We start from the raw sequence: 15,948 nt of genomic DNA, 5'->3' as shown, positions 1-15,948 counted from the left end.
ATTAATTCTTATATCCGCTTCTGTAATGTATTAAATGCTTGATAAAGATTCCAGTTCGTTTCTCCCGGTACAAAAATTTCTACACATTTAATATACGGGTCAACAATCCAATACTCCTTAACGCCATACTTGTAATATATCCTACTTTTTTCTGTACGATCATATATAGCAGTTGACGGTGACAGTATCTCAACTATCAAGTCCGGGGCACCTTGAATATTGTTTTCAGTAATAATGTCCAACCTGTCTTTTGAAATAAATAAAATATCCGGCTTCGGTTTTTCTGTAGATGACAGAACAACATCCATCGGAGCAGTAATAACCCTGCACAATTTATTTTTCCGCACATAATCCCGAAGTGTAGCAGCTAATTCAAACTAAGTATTTGATGTATTGATTTTGGAGAAGGTACCATAATTAACTTACCTCCAATTATCTCATATTGGTTATCGTCGTTTAGCTTTAAGTAATCATCGTAAGTATACAATGTTTCTTGCATCGGTTTCTCACCCTTTGCATTTTTTAGAAATTATAACACAGCCTAACTAGAATCCTCAATATTGCACTTTCAGAGCTGCCACCACTGCCGCACACATAAGTAAAAGTAAAGAAGCCGGAATTAATGCCCCCGACTCCATTCTCAGCTATTTAAAATTGAGACTGTCGCTGCAGTTTTGTCTCATTCATTAATGAACCCCCATAAATAGGAAACTCTACAAGTAACAAAAAAATTAACACCGGAAGAATTCAGACAATTTGCAACTTGGTTAATAAATGCACTAAGACCAAAGTTACCGCTATATATACAGAAAGACTTGGATGATGGTTTGAGTGAAAATTCCTCATTAGGGGTGGATATTATGATTATGAATTTAGAAATAACTTTGGATGAAATGCAGAAGAAAGCTAAGGATGAGGGTAAAAAGGAAGTTGCTTTAGCAGCTCTAAAAAAGGACTGCCTGTTGAAATTATTATTGATATTACTGGATTAACTGAAGAAGAGATTCAGAAGTTGAAAGATGAACTGAAGACGGTAAGCAAACAATATCAACAGGATTTATGACTCACAAAAAATAAAACGCAATCCTTGGCGGTCAAGTCTTTAACGAGTAAGACTTTATCCTTATTCCGAAGATTGCGTTTCATTATATACAAAAACAGAATTAATATTAAATAACTTTCGCAAAGCTCCAGCACCAAGTCGGCCTCGGTTTATTTGCCAGTTATAATAGGCCGGACTTATGCTTATTTACCTATATAGTGGTTCAATTGGCGTTGGTTACAAGCTTTTTTACTCGATATTTTCGGTATTAAGAAACGCCCCTGTACAAAAACACCAGGACGTTCCCCTTACTGTAATCACGATATAATCGTAATTATTAACCGAAGCTCTCTTTATTGAAAAAGATAGCAGCGACCCAGACTGTTTTACTACTTCTCAGCCTAAGGTTGCATTAAATTATAGCACTGTTTTTACAGGTTTTTTGCTCTATATGTTCACTGTTCCGTTATATATAGCTAAAAAACAACTTTAACTTTTTTCCGCTTATTTCTGCGGTATGTCACCAGAAATGTTTACGCTATCCTCGGCAAAATATCTATTAATCGATAAATATAAACGTTGCCAGGTAAATGTTGTTTGATTAGGAAAATTAGCTTTTTTAATTTTAGCTCTAAAACGTTCTAGCTTCTGTGTATCTACTGTTAACCCATTGCTACGATCAACCGCAGCTTTTTTAAAATTTATATACTCGTTTTTTAAATCTGGCCATAAATCAGCCAAAGAATTAATAACATTTCCATTTTTATTTATGGTTTTTTCAATAGATGGAGTAAAATCTAATAATGATACTGCGTCCATATAGGCAGACCATATACTAGAGGAAATTGAACATAATTGGTTGACATCGGACCAATTACTTTGTTTAGCCAAATCTAGCTCCTCTTCCAAACCATTGATGTAACCGAGCATATCATTTGCATATCTTTGGGCTAAATTAATAGATATACTTTGTGCTCTTGAAATAATAATATATTGTTGTATATTTGCTAGTAAGGAACAAATTAATATAATTAAAACTATTAATATCCAATTATTTTTAGTATTCAAAGATAAACTCCATAATATTTAATTATTAATTTACAGTATGCTGTACTCCTGCATAGTTTGTCCATAAATATATTGGGAAATTACCATTATAACTTACCCAATACTGTATTCTTGACTGAGGCCAAAGCCTATAAGATGTATTGTTTTTATTTCTGACGTCGTATCCAAACCAGACTTCAGCACTTGATCCCGTACTGTTGTTGGTGTAGGCATCAGCGTTACTGTACGAATATGAATTTGGTAAATTAATTTTTGTACTAGTTGCATTAAAAGTCTTAGATGCATCATAGGTACCAAGGCCTGATGACGAAATACCTGAAGCTAAAAAATTGTTAGCAAAAGCTGAAAGTGTATTTGTCGGAATACCTTTATAGTTTAAAATATCCCAAATAATTAGGGGTAAGTTCAACGATGTATCTGGAGGATTCATTCCTGTCATAAACATATAACTCCTACGAGAATCATCGCTGTATAATCTAGTTTGAGATCCGTTTATACCACAAAGATAACCAGAAGATGATGGATATATCTGCTGTACATTTTCTGTTCGTGCTCATGCTCTAACATGCTCTACACCAAATAGATATCCTGGTAATGAATAATTAGCAGATGCACTAACAACATTCATTTCCTTACTTGTATTAACACCGCCTAAAAAGGTCCCATATTACATTAACCACTGTAGCAGTTCGCGCTCCCTGGCGGTAAGCTAATATCCGCCACTGGCATTTAGCAATGGCCTTGGAATACTGTCAATGACGATATACCTTTAGATTTAAAACCAGTGCCAATAGCGATGGCTTCAACTTTTCAAAAGTCACCGCCACTGGCAGTGTACATTAATCAAGTGTAAAGTGCCAATTTAAACTGGAAAAAAGTCAGTCAGTCCTTTTTTTATTTTTTTATTAAGGTAACTGCAATTTGTTCGCCCCACCAATCTTTTTCATCATTTAATCGTAATTCAGTTATTCTTTTTAGTTTACCGGTTTCAATATTATAAACATGAACAGCACCCGGAAATTGTATATTCTTTGAATCATAGGTGAAACGATAAAAAACGTGAAGTTCTGAACCATTTATAATTGTTTTATCAATAAATCCACCACATTCAAGATATTTGTCTTCTAAAACCTTATCAGAAAGATAAAATTCATTAATGATATCATACTTATAATTAAGCATTTTAACTTTAGCATTATCGCCAATAACATATATCTTATTATTAAAAATTTCCAAAGCTATAGGGTGAAAACTTTCTTCAAACGTAATTTCTTTTTCAAATTTATTAGTTTTCATATTAAAAATACTTAAACAGGGATCTTTCTTATCATTTTCTGGATTAATATCTGAATTATATCCATATAATATCAAATAATCATTATAAACTTTTATAGGTTTTCCCTGCAATAAGGATAGGGATTTTCTGTATATTGGGATTTTATTAACTATAAGATTAGTTGATATGTCAATTACATAAATTCCCCCTGAATGTTTGACAGTATCATCGACATTGAAATAATGTGCATATATTTTATTTTCGAAAACGATAGCTGAATTTAGCAAACAACCCTTTAAATCTATAGATTGTTTTTTCCCATTTAGTCCGTTTTGATATATTAACTCATTAATATATCCTTCACCAAAGTCACCTATATTCATAGCATATAATAACCAGTTATTAGATGATAAGGTAAAGAAAGTACCGAAACCGGAGTCCGGTTTATATTTTTCCTTTAGTAAATAGATTGAGCTTATATTCCCTTGGCTATCAATTATAAAATGATGGTTAGTTCTTTTTGAAGTTACTATGTAATTTCCACTAAACGGTTCTAAGCAATGCAATGCTTGACCATCTTTAACATATCCTTGTTCCACAATTCTTCCATTCTGTTTATAAACAACAAATTTTGCTGGTTTAGTAAATTCTTTAGAAAAGCAAACTAAATATTCACCTTCATTTAGTTTTTTAAATGCAGTTAGATTACCTACCATTGTGTTACTGCACCCTATTAAAGTTATAACCGTAACTAAAAGGGCAATTATTATTAATATTGCCCTTTTAGTATTAAATTTTATTATAGTAAACATTTACATTTACATCCTTAACTAAGCTTTGTAATAAAAACTATACACATTATCATCAATTACTAATTCAGAAGGAGAAACCATAGTATTATAGGGCCAAGAATCAAGATCATACCCTTGTTGTTCCCATGAACGCCATACTAACTGAGAACACAAACCTACCGGCTTCAGCCGGTAGTCATTTAGTCAATGTTATAAATATTTGGTATTACATCCAAGTAAAAATTTATCATAATTTGTTTTATCGTGCAATAGGTGTATATTGTCGATAAAAGCAATATAATACGGTATAGATCCATTTTTATTATGAAGTAAATCTCTCCCATGAAATACACAAAAAGCCGAGGCAACAAATCCACGGCTTTTCATATACTTATTGTAGCTACAACATTCATTAAGACAGAAATATTGTGCCCTTCCGTAGTTCTGATGACCTATTGTGCTCTTCTTACTGGGTATATCGTTATGAGGGGGCTCTTAATGAGATTGCTAATGCTGTAGTCTTATTGTGTTTACCCGAAAAAGCTTTTAATGAGCCAAAGGCATTACATGCATTCTCATGCACAGATGTTTCTCTTGATAAACAGATTATTTTGGAATATTACAGCAACCGGTGGCCGGTGGAGATCTTCTTTCGCCAAACAAAGGGTAACTTAGGTTTAAATAAATACCAGGTTTGTTCTACGTTTCTATTGACTGGCTATTGTTACTAATTGCGCTTTCCTATTTGTTCTGTGTAATTGGAACCGGTACCTACCAACCATTTGGTATGGGTATTCGACATACCCTTAATATAACTGAAAGAGAAAACATCGCTTGGATTTATTAGTGTTGCAAGAATAATGTGCCATTATCTATCGTCTTAAATTGATTAAAGATTTCGTAAGGGTATCTGCGCTTTACATATGGTTAATTATGGTATTATTTTTACTCATTTATTACTTATTCAATTTCTGTTGGTTCTGACGAAGTTGCATTTCCCATTAAGTCCTCGCTAAAGTAATCGGAATATCGCACATCAATTCCAGTTCCTAAATATTCAATGTCTTTAATATCGACTTTTCCATCCATTATTATCATATATGGTTTGTTATTTGAGATAGAAACAGTCTTTTCTTTTCCGTTATCATAGATGACTTTGGCTTCGGAGAATTCGGTGGGCACGATCTTATCCAATGAATAATCATATACGCCATCTGCAATGTCACCAAATACGATAGTCATGCCATCTGTAACCAATACAGAAGCGGTAAATCCTGCAGATAGTGCTGCTTCAGCACTTTTAACCGCTTTGACTGAGTATTCATCCCCATGCTTCTGCATGGAAAAAACCCTAAACGAGGTATAGAGTCCGCTCACTTCCGGATGTTTATCTCCTGCCAAGATGATATAAAGGTCGTCATGCATTTCGCCGGCAAAGATCTCATATCTGCTTGCTTGCGATGTAAGCCATTCCTCTGCCTCTACCAATTTTGTACTATTATCATTCTCTTGTGATGTACAGCCAGATAAAAGCAAGAAGAATACAATACAAAGCGCAGGTGCTTTTTTCAATAAACGCATACTGTTTGTCCTCCTGAAAGAATGAAAGTCCATACATGCTTTGTGGAAGGTCAAAACCGACCTTCCACAAAGCATTGCTTGAAAGAGTTGTTTATCGGCCTAACGGAAAAGGCACAGGATACCGAGATATCCTGTGCCACTCCGAAAGTAAGTACGAACTTGCCTATGCCGCCTAAACCCCTAAGGCGGCATTTTTGTTTACTCTATTCAATTATATATACAATATCAGCAGTGGCCGCTATCTCTGATTCACCCGGATTGATTGAATTAGAGGATCCATAACCGGCAGCCATATCTTTGGAAAAATATATGGGACCAGGAATGTTAGTATTCCAACTGCCACTGGCAGATTTTACACCTGTAATTTTCTTGCCTAAAGCCGCAGCTAAAACATCTGCCTTGGCCCTGGCATCTGCCACAGCTTTTTGCAATGCTTGAACCTTTAACACTTGATCATTCTCAACATAAAAATTAATACTGTTTACCTGGTTAACACCGCTTTTTACTGCCACATCCAGTATATTACCTACCTGCTCGGTGTTTTTTACAGTAATCATAATATTGTTTTCCACTATATAGCTCACAATTTTAGGAGCTTCTTTTTCAGGGTAAACATAGTTTGGTCGCAGGCTATAATTCTTTGTTTTAATGTCACTCTCGGCTATTCCGCTGTTGATTAAGGCTTTAACGGCTGTATCTACTTTTTGAGCATTATCTGACTGGGCCTGATGAGCTGTTTGAGCTTCGGTAATTACGCCTAAAGTTACAGCCGCCCGGTCCGGTGCGGCTTTTACACTGCCCTGACCGCTAACATTAATAACATTAGTATCAATTTCTTCTGCCAGCACCGGTGTCGTCACCATAACAAGCAATAAAAATAAAATTACTTGCAAGACTAGCTTTTTACTTTTCATTGTTTATTCACTTTCCTTTCACTATTTTTTATTAACTTTTATCTATTCACTACACGTTTTCTTAATTCTTTTAATCCACCTCCTGTTTTCATCTCTGTTAAATAGACGAAACAAACGGATAACTTGTTCCATGTTTTAAAACGAATAAATTTTGAAACTATTTCATTCTGGTGTATAATATAGCAAGCGTTATAATTGATTAATTATAGAGGAGGAATTATATGTCAGCACTTCTTGATAACAAAACCAGGCAGCTTATTGCCATTGGTGCCAGTATGGCGGCAAACTGTGTTTCTTGCCTGCACCAGCACTATAATGCAGCCATGGCAGCCGGTGCTACTGTGGAAGAAGTCATTGAAGCTATAAAAGTCGGAGAAGCTATTAAAGCACAGCCGAGTGCTCAAATTAAGCAAGAAATTGCTATGTTATTGAATGACAAAGAAAACCTGTTTCCTCATCACCACCACGGTAAAAAGTCGTGCGGTTGCGGTTGCAATTAATTATACGAAAAATGCAAAAATTAAAGGACTTGCATGATTAATGCAAGTCCTTTATTGGTGGGCGATGACAGGATCGAACTGCCGACATCCTGCTTGTAAGGCAGGCGCTCTCCCAGCTGAGCTAATCGCCCAATTTAATTCCGGCAACGTCTTACTCTCCCAGGGGGTAACCCCAAGTACCATCAGCGCTGAAGAGCTTGACTTCCGTGTTCGGGATGGGAACGGGTATGACCTCTTCGCTATTGCCACCGGAAACTCTCTCAAAACTGCACAGCGTGAATATTAAGGTCAAGCGTTCGACCTATTAGTACCGGTCAGCTAAACACATTACTATGCTTACACACCCGGCCTATCTACCTGGTGGTCTTCCAGGGGTCTTATTCTTGCGAAGGGAAACCTAATCTTAAGGTGGGCTTCGCGCTTAGATGCTTTCAGCGCTTATCCCTTCCGGATATAACTACCCGGCATTGCCGCTGGCGCGACAACCGGTACACCAGTGATCCGTCCATCCCGGTCCTCTCGTACTAGGGACAGCTCCTTGCAAGTTTCCTGCGACTGCGATGGATAGGGACCGAACTGTCTCACGACGTTCTGAACCCAGCTCACGTACCGCTTTAATGGGCGAACAGCCCAACCCTTGGGACCTACTACAGCCCCAGGATGCGATGAGCCGACATCGAGGTGCCAAACCTCCCCGTCGATGTGAACTCTTGGGGGAGATAAGCCTGTTATCCCCGGGGTAGCTTTTATCCGTTGAGCGACGGCTCTTCCACTCGATACCGCCGGATCACTAAGCCCGACTTTCGTCCCTGCTCGACCTGTATGTCTCGCAGTCAAGCTCCCTTTTGCCTTTGCACTCTGTGAGCGCGATTTCCAACCGCGCTGAGGGAACCTTTGGGCGCCTCCGTTACTTTTTGGGAGGCGACCGCCCCAGTCAAACTGCCCGCCTGACAATGTCCACCGGCCTGATTCAAGGCCGTATGTTAGAACTTCAATACTGCAAGGGTGGTATCCCAACGTTGGCTCCGCCAAGGCTGGCGCCCTGGCTTCTCTGCCTCCCACCTATCCTGTACATGCAATACCAAAATCCAATATCAAGCTGCAGTAAAGCTCCACGGGGTCTTTCTGTCCTATCGCAGTTAGCCGGCATCTTTACCGGCAATTCAATTTCACCGAGCCCCTCGTTGAGACAGTGCCCAAATCGTTACGCCTTTCGTGCGGGTCAGAACTTACCTGACAAGGAATTTCGCTACCTTAGGACCGTTATAGTTACGGCCGCCGTTTACCGGGGCTTCAATTCAAAGCTTCGAGTTGCCTCTGACCTCTCCTCTTAACCTTCCGGCACCGGGCAGGCGTCAGCTCCTATACTTCATCTTAGCGATTTAGCAGGAACCTGTGTTTTTGGTAAACAGTCGCTTGGGCCTTTTCTCTGCGGCCTCTTCACGCTCCGAATGTATAAATCTTCACGTTAATGAGGCACCCCTTCTCCCGAAGTTACGGGGTCATTTTGCCGAGTTCCTTAACGAGGGTTCTCTCGCGCGCCTTAGGATTCTCACCCTACCTACCTGTGTCGGTTTGCGGTACGGGCACCAATGAGTCTCGTTAGAGGTTTTTCTTGACAGTATGGGTTCAACCACTTCGGTACTTATTTTCCCTCCCCATCACTTCTCAGGCTTTATATCAGACGGATTTACCTGCCTGACGCCCTACGAGCTTGGACGCGCTTTTCCATCCGCGCGCTTGGCCTACCCTCCTGTGTCACCCCATCCTGATAACGACTTTTGGTGGCATAGGATTTTCAACCTATTGTCCATCGCCTACGCCTTTCGGCCTCGGCTTAGGTCCCGGCTTACCCTGGGCGGACGAGCCTTCCCCAGGAATCCTTAGGTTTTCGGCGGGCAGGATTCTCACCTGCCTTTTCGCTTACTTATACCGGCATTCTCACTTCCATACGCTCCACCGCTCCTTACGGTACGACTTCGCTGCATATGGAACGCTCCTCTACCATGTCTTGCGACATCCGTGGCTTCGGTGACATGCTTTAGCCCCGTTACATTTTCGGCGCAGGGCCACTTGACCAGTGAGCTATTACGCACTCTTTGAATGGTGGCTGCTTCTAAGCCAACATCCTGGTTGTCTGTGCAACCCCACATCCTTTTCCACTTAGCATGTCTTTGGGACCTTAGCCGACGGTCTGGGCTGTTTCCCTTTTGACTATGAACCTTAGCACCCATAGTCTGACTCTTGAGTATTCTTTAATCCGGCATTCGGAGTTTGATTGAGTTCGGTAACCGGTGAAGGCCCCTAGCCCAGTCAGTGCTCTACCTCCGGATTTTTTTCTCAAGGCTAGCCCTAAAGCTATTTCGAGGAGAACCAGCTATCTCCGGGTTCGATTGGCATTTCACCCCTACCCACGTTTCATCCGCCTCCTTTTCAACGAAGGTCGGTTCGAGCCTCCACTTTATTTTACTAAAGCTTCACTCTGAACATGGGTAGATCACCCGGTTTCGGGTCTACTCCAACGGACTTGCCGCCCTGTTAAGACTTGCTTTCGCTTCGGCTCCGTCTTTTCTGACTTAACCTTGCCCGTTAGATGTAACTCGCCGGTCCGTTCTACAAAAAGTACGCCGTCACACTTTTAACGTGCTTCGACTGGCTTGTAAGCATACGGTTTCAGGTTCTTTTTCACTCCCCTTCCGGGGTGCTTTTCACCTTTCCCTCACGGTACTAATCACTATCGGTCGCTGCAGGTATTTAGCCTTGGGAGGTGGTCCTCCCTGTTTCCCACGGGGTTCCTCGTGTCCCGCGGTACTTGGGATCCACTCTAAACTTCTCGCCTTTTCGCCTACAGGGTTGTTACCTTTTATAACGGGCCTTTCCAGGCCGCTTCGGCTAAGGCAATGGTTTGTGATGAGTGTCCCGCTACCCCTAATCTGCAAGCAGTTTAGGTTTTGGCTGGTCCCTTTTCGCTCGCCGCTACTCGGGGAATCGCTGTTGCTTTCTTTTCCTCAGGGTACTAAGATGTTTCAGTTCCCCTGGTGCCCTCCTATAACCTATGGATTCAGTTATAGGTGACGAGGGTTTGCCTCGCCGGGTTGCCCCATTCGGATATCCACGGATCGTTGCCTGCTTGCGGCTTCCCGTGGCTTTTCGCAGCTTGCCGCGTCCTTCTTCGGCCTGCAGCACCTAGGCATTCGCCGTATGCTCTTTTTTGCTTGACCTATTTTTTGCGCTTGAGAGTTCTATTTGTGTTAATAAATAGAGCTTTCTTTTGCTTCACGCTGTGTAGTTTTCAAAGAGCTGGTGGAGATGAGGGGAATCGAACCCCTGACCTCTTGAATGCCATTCAAGCGCTCTCCCAACTGAGCTACATCCCCATACTCGATATTCGATGTTTGAAGTTCGAGATTCGATCGAATAGATCAAAATAGATATCCCACAAAATCAAACTCTAATTCGAGGTCTTTCAAAACTAAACAGTTTGTTGATGGATGTCGACCAATATTGAGAAGTATGAGTTGGACTTCAAGAAGAGTATATACTCTCTATCTGCTTGCCTCTGCTTCCAATATCCTTAGAAAGGAGGTGATCCAGCCGCACCTTCCGATACGGCTACCTTGTTACGACTTCACCCCAATCACCGACCCCACCTTCGACGGCTCTCTCTCTTGCGAGTTAAGTCACCGGCTTCGGGTGTTGCCGACTTTCGTGGTGTGACGGGCGGTGTGTACAAGGCCCGGGAACGTATTCACCGCAGTATGCTGACCTGCGATTACTAGCGATTCCGACTTCATGTAGGCGAGTTGCAGCCTACAATCCGAACTGGGACCTGTTTTTAGGGGTTGGCTCTACTTCACAGTTTCGCTTCCCTCTGTTCAGGCCATTGTAGTACGTGTGTAGCCCAAGACATAAGGGGCATGATGATTTGACGTCATCCCCACCTTCCTCCGTTTTGTCAACGGCAGTTCTGCCAGAGTTCCCACCTTTATGTGCTGGCAACTGGCTGTAGGGGTTGCGCTCGTTGCGGGACTTAACCCAACATCTCACGACACGAGCTGACGACAACCATGCACCACCTGTCTCCGTGTGCAAGTAAACTTGCAAGACCATGTTTCCACGGCGGTCACGGGATGTCAAGCCTTGGTAAGGTTCTTCGCGTTGCGTCGAATTAAACCACATACTCCACCGCTTGTGCGGGCCCCCGTCAATTCCTTTGAGTTTCAGTCTTGCGACCGTACTCCCCAGGCGGAGTGCTTATTGTGTTAACTGTGGCACCGAGGGGGTCGATACCCCCGACACCTAGCACTCATCGTTTACGGCGTGGACTACCAGGGTATCTAATCCTGTTTGATCCCCACGCTTTCGCGCCTCAGTGTCAGTTACAGGCCAGGAAGCCGCCTTCGCCACTGGTGTTCCTCCTAATATCTACGCATTTCACCGCTACACTAGGAATTCCGCTTCCCTCTCCTGCACTCAAGTCTACCAGTTTCAGAAGCAGTCTCCAGGTTGAGCCCGGAGTTTTCACTTCTGACTTAATAAACCACCTACTCGCCCTTTACGCCCAGTAATTCCGGACAACGTTTGCCACCTACGTATTACCGCGGCTGCTGGCACGTAGTTAGCCGTGGCTTCCTCTTATTGTACCGTCATTTTTCCTTGCTGTTTACAAGAAATCTGTTCGTCCAATATCACAGAGCTTTACAATCCGAAGACCTTCTTCGCTCACGCGGCGTTGCTCCGTCAGGCTTTCGCCCATTGCGGAAGATTCCCCACTGCTGCCTCCCGTAGGAGTCTGGACCGTGTCTCAGTTCCAGTGTGGCCGGTCACCCTCTCAGGCCGGCTACCCATCGTCGCTTTGGTGGGCCGTTACCCCACCAACTGGCTAATGGGACGCGGATTCATCTGTAAGCGGCAGCATTGTAAAGAGGCCGCCTTTTCTCTTTTCACCATGCGATAAAAAGAGGTTATCCGGTATTAGCACCGGTTTCCCGGCGTTATTCCTGTCTTACAGGCAGATTATCCACGCGTTACTCACCCGTCCGCCACTAAGTTAAGTAAAAAGTAAACTTTTTTCTTAACTCCGTTCGACTTGCATGTGTTAAGCACGCCGCCAACGTTCGTCCTGAGCCAGGATCAAACTCTCCGTTAAATATGTGAAAAGTTTGATTGCTCATTAAAATTTGGCTTATAGATTTTCGTTAAAAGTTAAAACTTTTGACGAGGTATGTTAAATTTCATCCATCTTACACTGTTTAGTTTTCAAAGACCTTTGTTAAATTATTGTTAACTCGAACGATTGTTATTATACCAACTTATTTTTTAATCGTCAAGTACTATTTTGGCTTCGCCGTTTTTATTACCTCACAGCGACATTGTTTATTTTAGCAGGATTAGATTGCAACGTCAATAGTTAAATTAATAAAATTAGAGAAAAAATATTCCTGCAAGGAGTAGAGCACGCCTGATTAATAACCCTGCGTGCTCTGCTTATCTCTAATACTCCAATAAAAGGTAGGCACTATACTGATATCGCTTTTAGAAAATGTGCTTTTGATTACTCTGCTGCCTGGTTCAGGTTACCCAATATCTCGGCAACAGTCTGAACATCCTTGTCACCACGTCCCGACAGGTTGACCACAACAACTTTATCCGCGGAAAGACCGGGTGCCAGTCGAATCACCTCAGCTAAAGCGTGGGAACTTTCCAAGGCCGGAATAATTCCGTCTGTACGACACAAAATTTGAAACGCATCCAGTGCTTCTTTATCTGTAGCACTAGTATAAATCACCCGTCCTGAATCCTTCAAATAGCTGTGTTCAGGACCCACTCCGGGATAGTCCAGACCGGCAGATACGGAATGCACCGGGGCAATCTGGCCGTATTCATCTTGCAGCAAATAGCTTAGTGAACCGTGTAAAACACCAGGTATGCCTTTAGATATAGTAGCCGCATGCATATCAGTTTCTGTACCGTGTCCTGCAGCCTCCACCCCAATGAGCTTAACTTCCGTGTCTTCCTTAAAAGGATGAAACATACCCATAGCATTGCTGCCGCCGCCTACACAGGCTATCACATAATCGGGCAATCTGCCTTCCGCCTCCATAATCTGCGCCCTGGTTTCCTCGCCTATAACAGCCTGAAAATCCCTTACCATCGCAGGATATGGGTGGGGACCTGCTACGGACCCGATAACATAATAAGTATCTTCAATATTAGCCACCCAATCACGCATTGCTTCATTCATTGCATCTTTTAAAGTACGGCTTCCAGTCTTTACTGGAACTACTTTTGACCCCAGCAATTCCATCCGGAATACATTTAGAGCCTGCCTGCGGGTATCTTCTTCTCCCATATATACTACACAATCAAAGTCTAAAAGTGCTGCTGCTGTAGCTGTAGCCACTCCATGCTGACCGGCACCGGTTTCAGCAATAATCCTGCGTTTCCCCATTCTTTTAGCCAGTAATGCCTGGCCAATAGTGTTGTTGATCTTATGTGCACCGGTATGATTCAAATCTTCTCGCTTCAAATATATCTTGGCTCCACCCAGATATTCGGTCAGTCCTTGCGCATAATAGAGCAAAGAAGGTCTGCCTACATAATTTTTAAAATAAAATTTCAATTCTCCTAAAAACACCGGATCATGCATAGCTTCCTTGTAAACACTGGTCAGGGTCTCCAGAGCCGGCATTAAAGTTTCCGGCACAAACATGCCCCCATAAGTTCCATAATAACCTCTTTCATCAGGAAATTGCTCAAACATCTCAAAAATCCTCCTCTCAGCTCTTCTCCACTCATTTTATTTACAAGCATATTAAAAGATTAAACTACAACAAATTATATCTTTTGCGGCTTAATCAAACCACCCTGCTGCAAGAGTTTTTAATTCAAATCAAAAACCGACGCTCAAATGAACGCCGGCAGTTAATAAACAAACATAAGGCCAGACTACTCATCTCAGCTCTTCTCAACTTAAATACTCATCAACTCTACTCATCTCCTAACTAAAATACCATACTAAGTATTAATATGTCAAGACTAACCGTTGAACAGTGAATACAAAGGATTAAACTTATTAAAAGAAGGTTTTAGGATATAATAGTATGCTAAAAAATTATTTTGCCTTCTAAACAACTCGCTAATATGATTAAAATATAATAGAATAAGGATAACTTTAATTTAAGGATGGATGATATGCTAAAAAAACTACTGCCGAAAAACAATTTTCTATTGGCTTTTAACAGTTCACTTATAATATTTACTTTAGGAATAATCTTTGGATGCGTTTTCTTAAGCTCTGTAACTGATACCACATCGGCTAAAGAATCAATGAATGAACTGGAAAAGCTTATAAAGGGTTCTTTCAATCTCCCTCACACTCTGCTGGGACTGGCACTCTTTATTTTGGGAAAAAACCTTTTGGCCAGTGCCTTAGCTGTAGTTGGGGGATTATTAACTTTGGGCATAGTACCTGTTTTAACATTGTTTTTTAACGGAATAGTTGTCGGCTATGCTATTAAACCCGTTCTTTACCTGCATGGAACCGGCTATCTTATGGCGAGTCTACTACCTCACGGTATAATTGAACTGCCGGCTTTTTTCCTGTCTGCTTCAGTCGGTATGTACTTAGGAGTGGAACAAGCGCTAAAGTTTATTCGCAACCGTCCCCCAACCTATTCAGTTAAAGATGCCGCAAAATTTTTCACATACATAATTTTTCCGGTACTATTGGCAGCAGCTTTTATTGAAGTCTTTATTACACCGCTGTTCATGATTTTCTTAACCTAGTATTATATCTTTAACTTTAATGGCAAACAGATCCAAACTAATTGCTAACATTAACCCATCAAGTTATAATGATAAAGATTTAAGTAAGCTAAGATCTTATGACAGAGGTGAATATATCATGATAAAACCTGCTGCGATTGGTCTCTTTGACTCGGGTGTAGGCGGCTTATCCATTATGAAAGAGGTTCGCAAACTATTGCCTGAAGAAGATTTAATTTATTTTGCTGATTCCGCATATTGTCCATACGGGATAAAAACACCTGAGGTCATTCGGGCCAGGTGTTTCAGTATATGTGATTTTTTATTGAAAGAGGGTGTAAAGTTAATTGTTGTGGCCAGCAATACCACCTCTGTGGCAGGTCTTGATCTCATTCGAAAGCATTACCGGATACCTATCGTGGGAGTTGAGCCGGCCATTAAACCGGCTGCGGAATTATCTCGCAACGGTAAAATCGGCATTCTGGCAACAGGTGTTACCATTAACGGGGAGAGATTTTCTTCACTTGTTGAAAGATTTGGCAGCAATATAGAAGTCTTCACCCAGCCTTGCCCCGGCCTGGTGGAATTAGTGGAAGAGGGTAAACTGGATTGCCCTCAAACAGAAGCATTGCTGCACCGCTACATGGATCCTATGCTGGTTCACGGAAGTGATACCATAGTACTGGGTTGTACCCACTACCCTTTCCTGCGTTCTTTAGTGGAAAAAATTGCTGGGCCGCAAATAACAGTTATAGACACAGGGGAAGCAGTTGCCCGCCAGGTCAGCAGAATCGTCAACACACTTAACCAGATTTCAACCGGCAAACAGGGAAAAGAGATATTCTATACCAGCGGATCTACCGCTAAAGTCACCCCCATAATTCAAGAATTATGGCAGGACAAGTCTCTAACTGTAAAACACATAGAACTTAATACATAGCTTAAACACGTGCACAAATAAGTAGGCGTGAGGTTACTTAAACTTCACGCTTTTCTTATGCCTTTTCAT

11 protein-coding genes, 2 tRNA genes and 3 rRNA genes are annotated in these 15,948 nt (G+C 41.6%); 4 read left to right on the top strand and 12 right to left on the bottom strand.

The annotated features are described in order from the left end of the window. Positions 1-8: 8 nt before the first annotated feature. Positions 9-332, bottom strand: coding sequence for a Uma2 family endonuclease (locus DTOX_RS08660; RefSeq protein ID WP_242652572.1), 324 nt, complete (start codon positions 330-332; stop codon positions 9-11). A gap of 528 nt (positions 333-860) precedes the next feature. On the opposite strand from DTOX_RS08660, the gene DTOX_RS24780 reads away from it, so the two are divergent. Beyond that, positions 861-992 (top strand): hypothetical protein, encoded by a 132-nt coding sequence (locus DTOX_RS24780; protein ID WP_278184577.1) that lies wholly within the window; start codon positions 861-863, stop codon positions 990-992. Between the two features lie 554 nt (positions 993-1,546). Here DTOX_RS24780 and DTOX_RS08655 read toward each other — a convergent pair. From DTOX_RS08655 to DTOX_RS08635, 5 genes are all read right to left on the bottom strand, one after another. After that, positions 1,547-2,110, bottom strand: a complete 564-nt coding sequence (locus DTOX_RS08655; RefSeq protein WP_015757331.1) for a hypothetical protein — start codon at positions 2,108-2,110, stop codon at positions 1,547-1,549. A 25-nt stretch (positions 2,111-2,135) separates the two neighbouring features. Continuing rightward, positions 2,136-2,549 carry a hypothetical protein gene (locus DTOX_RS08650; RefSeq protein ID WP_015757330.1) on the bottom strand — a complete coding sequence of 138 codons (414 nt, stop codon included), beginning with the start codon at positions 2,547-2,549 and terminating at the stop codon, positions 2,136-2,138. A 455-nt stretch (positions 2,550-3,004) separates the two neighbouring features. Then, positions 3,005-4,198, bottom strand: a complete 1,194-nt coding sequence (locus DTOX_RS08645; protein WP_015757329.1) for a hypothetical protein — start codon at positions 4,196-4,198, stop codon at positions 3,005-3,007. 939 nt (positions 4,199-5,137) lie between these two features. Further along, on the bottom strand, positions 5,138-5,758 hold the full coding sequence (locus DTOX_RS08640) for a hypothetical protein (protein ID WP_015757328.1): 621 nt from the start codon (positions 5,756-5,758) through the stop codon (positions 5,138-5,140). Between the two features lie 203 nt (positions 5,759-5,961). Further along, entirely contained in the window at positions 5,962-6,672 is a 711-nt protein-coding gene (locus tag DTOX_RS08635; protein WP_015757327.1) for an SIMPL domain-containing protein, read from the bottom strand. Positions 6,673-6,893: 221 nt separating this feature from the next. Between DTOX_RS08635 and DTOX_RS08630 the strand changes: the two genes are divergently transcribed. After that, the gene (locus DTOX_RS08630) at positions 6,894-7,172 is read left to right on the top strand and encodes a carboxymuconolactone decarboxylase family protein (protein WP_015757326.1); all 279 of its coding nucleotides are present in this window, start codon (positions 6,894-6,896) and stop codon (positions 7,170-7,172) included. 55 nt (positions 7,173-7,227) lie between these two features. Here the strand turns inward: DTOX_RS08630 and DTOX_RS08625 are convergent. From DTOX_RS08625 to trpB, 6 genes are all read right to left on the bottom strand, one after another. Continuing rightward, positions 7,228-7,303, bottom strand: a tRNA-Val gene (locus tag DTOX_RS08625). Positions 7,304-7,310: 7 nt separating this feature from the next. After that, positions 7,311-7,425, bottom strand: a 5S ribosomal RNA gene (gene rrf / locus DTOX_RS08620). 31 nt (positions 7,426-7,456) lie between these two features. Then, positions 7,457-10,393, bottom strand: a 23S ribosomal RNA gene (locus tag DTOX_RS08615). Positions 10,394-10,473: 80 nt separating this feature from the next. Further along, positions 10,474-10,549, bottom strand: a tRNA-Ala gene (locus DTOX_RS08610). Positions 10,550-10,750: 201 nt separating this feature from the next. Continuing rightward, positions 10,751-12,321, bottom strand: a 16S ribosomal RNA gene (locus tag DTOX_RS08605). The 16S, 23S and 5S rRNA genes sit together here with 2 tRNA genes alongside, the layout of an rRNA operon. Positions 12,322-12,726: 405 nt before the next feature. Then, the gene (gene trpB / locus DTOX_RS08600; RefSeq protein WP_015757325.1) at positions 12,727-13,935 is read right to left on the bottom strand and encodes a tryptophan synthase subunit beta; all 1,209 of its coding nucleotides are present in this window, start codon (positions 13,933-13,935) and stop codon (positions 12,727-12,729) included. A 431-nt stretch (positions 13,936-14,366) separates the two neighbouring features. Here trpB and DTOX_RS08595 point away from each other — a divergent pair, with 431 nt between their 5' ends. Further along, complete coding sequence (locus DTOX_RS08595) at positions 14,367-14,960, top strand: stage II sporulation protein M (protein ID WP_015757324.1); 594 nt, start codon at positions 14,367-14,369, stop codon at positions 14,958-14,960. Positions 14,961-15,078: 118 nt separating this feature from the next. Further along, positions 15,079-15,879 (top strand): glutamate racemase, encoded by an 801-nt coding sequence (murI, locus tag DTOX_RS08590; RefSeq protein ID WP_015757323.1) that lies wholly within the window; start codon positions 15,079-15,081, stop codon positions 15,877-15,879. Positions 15,880-15,948: the final 69 nt, after the last annotated feature.

The organism is Desulfofarcimen acetoxidans DSM 771 (assembly GCF_000024205.1).
In the GTDB taxonomy this organism is placed as follows: domain Bacteria; phylum Bacillota; class Desulfotomaculia; order Desulfotomaculales; family Desulfofarciminaceae; genus Desulfofarcimen; species Desulfofarcimen acetoxidans.
Note: the sequence above shows the minus strand (reverse complement) of the source record. Positions and strands in the feature narration are given on the sequence as shown.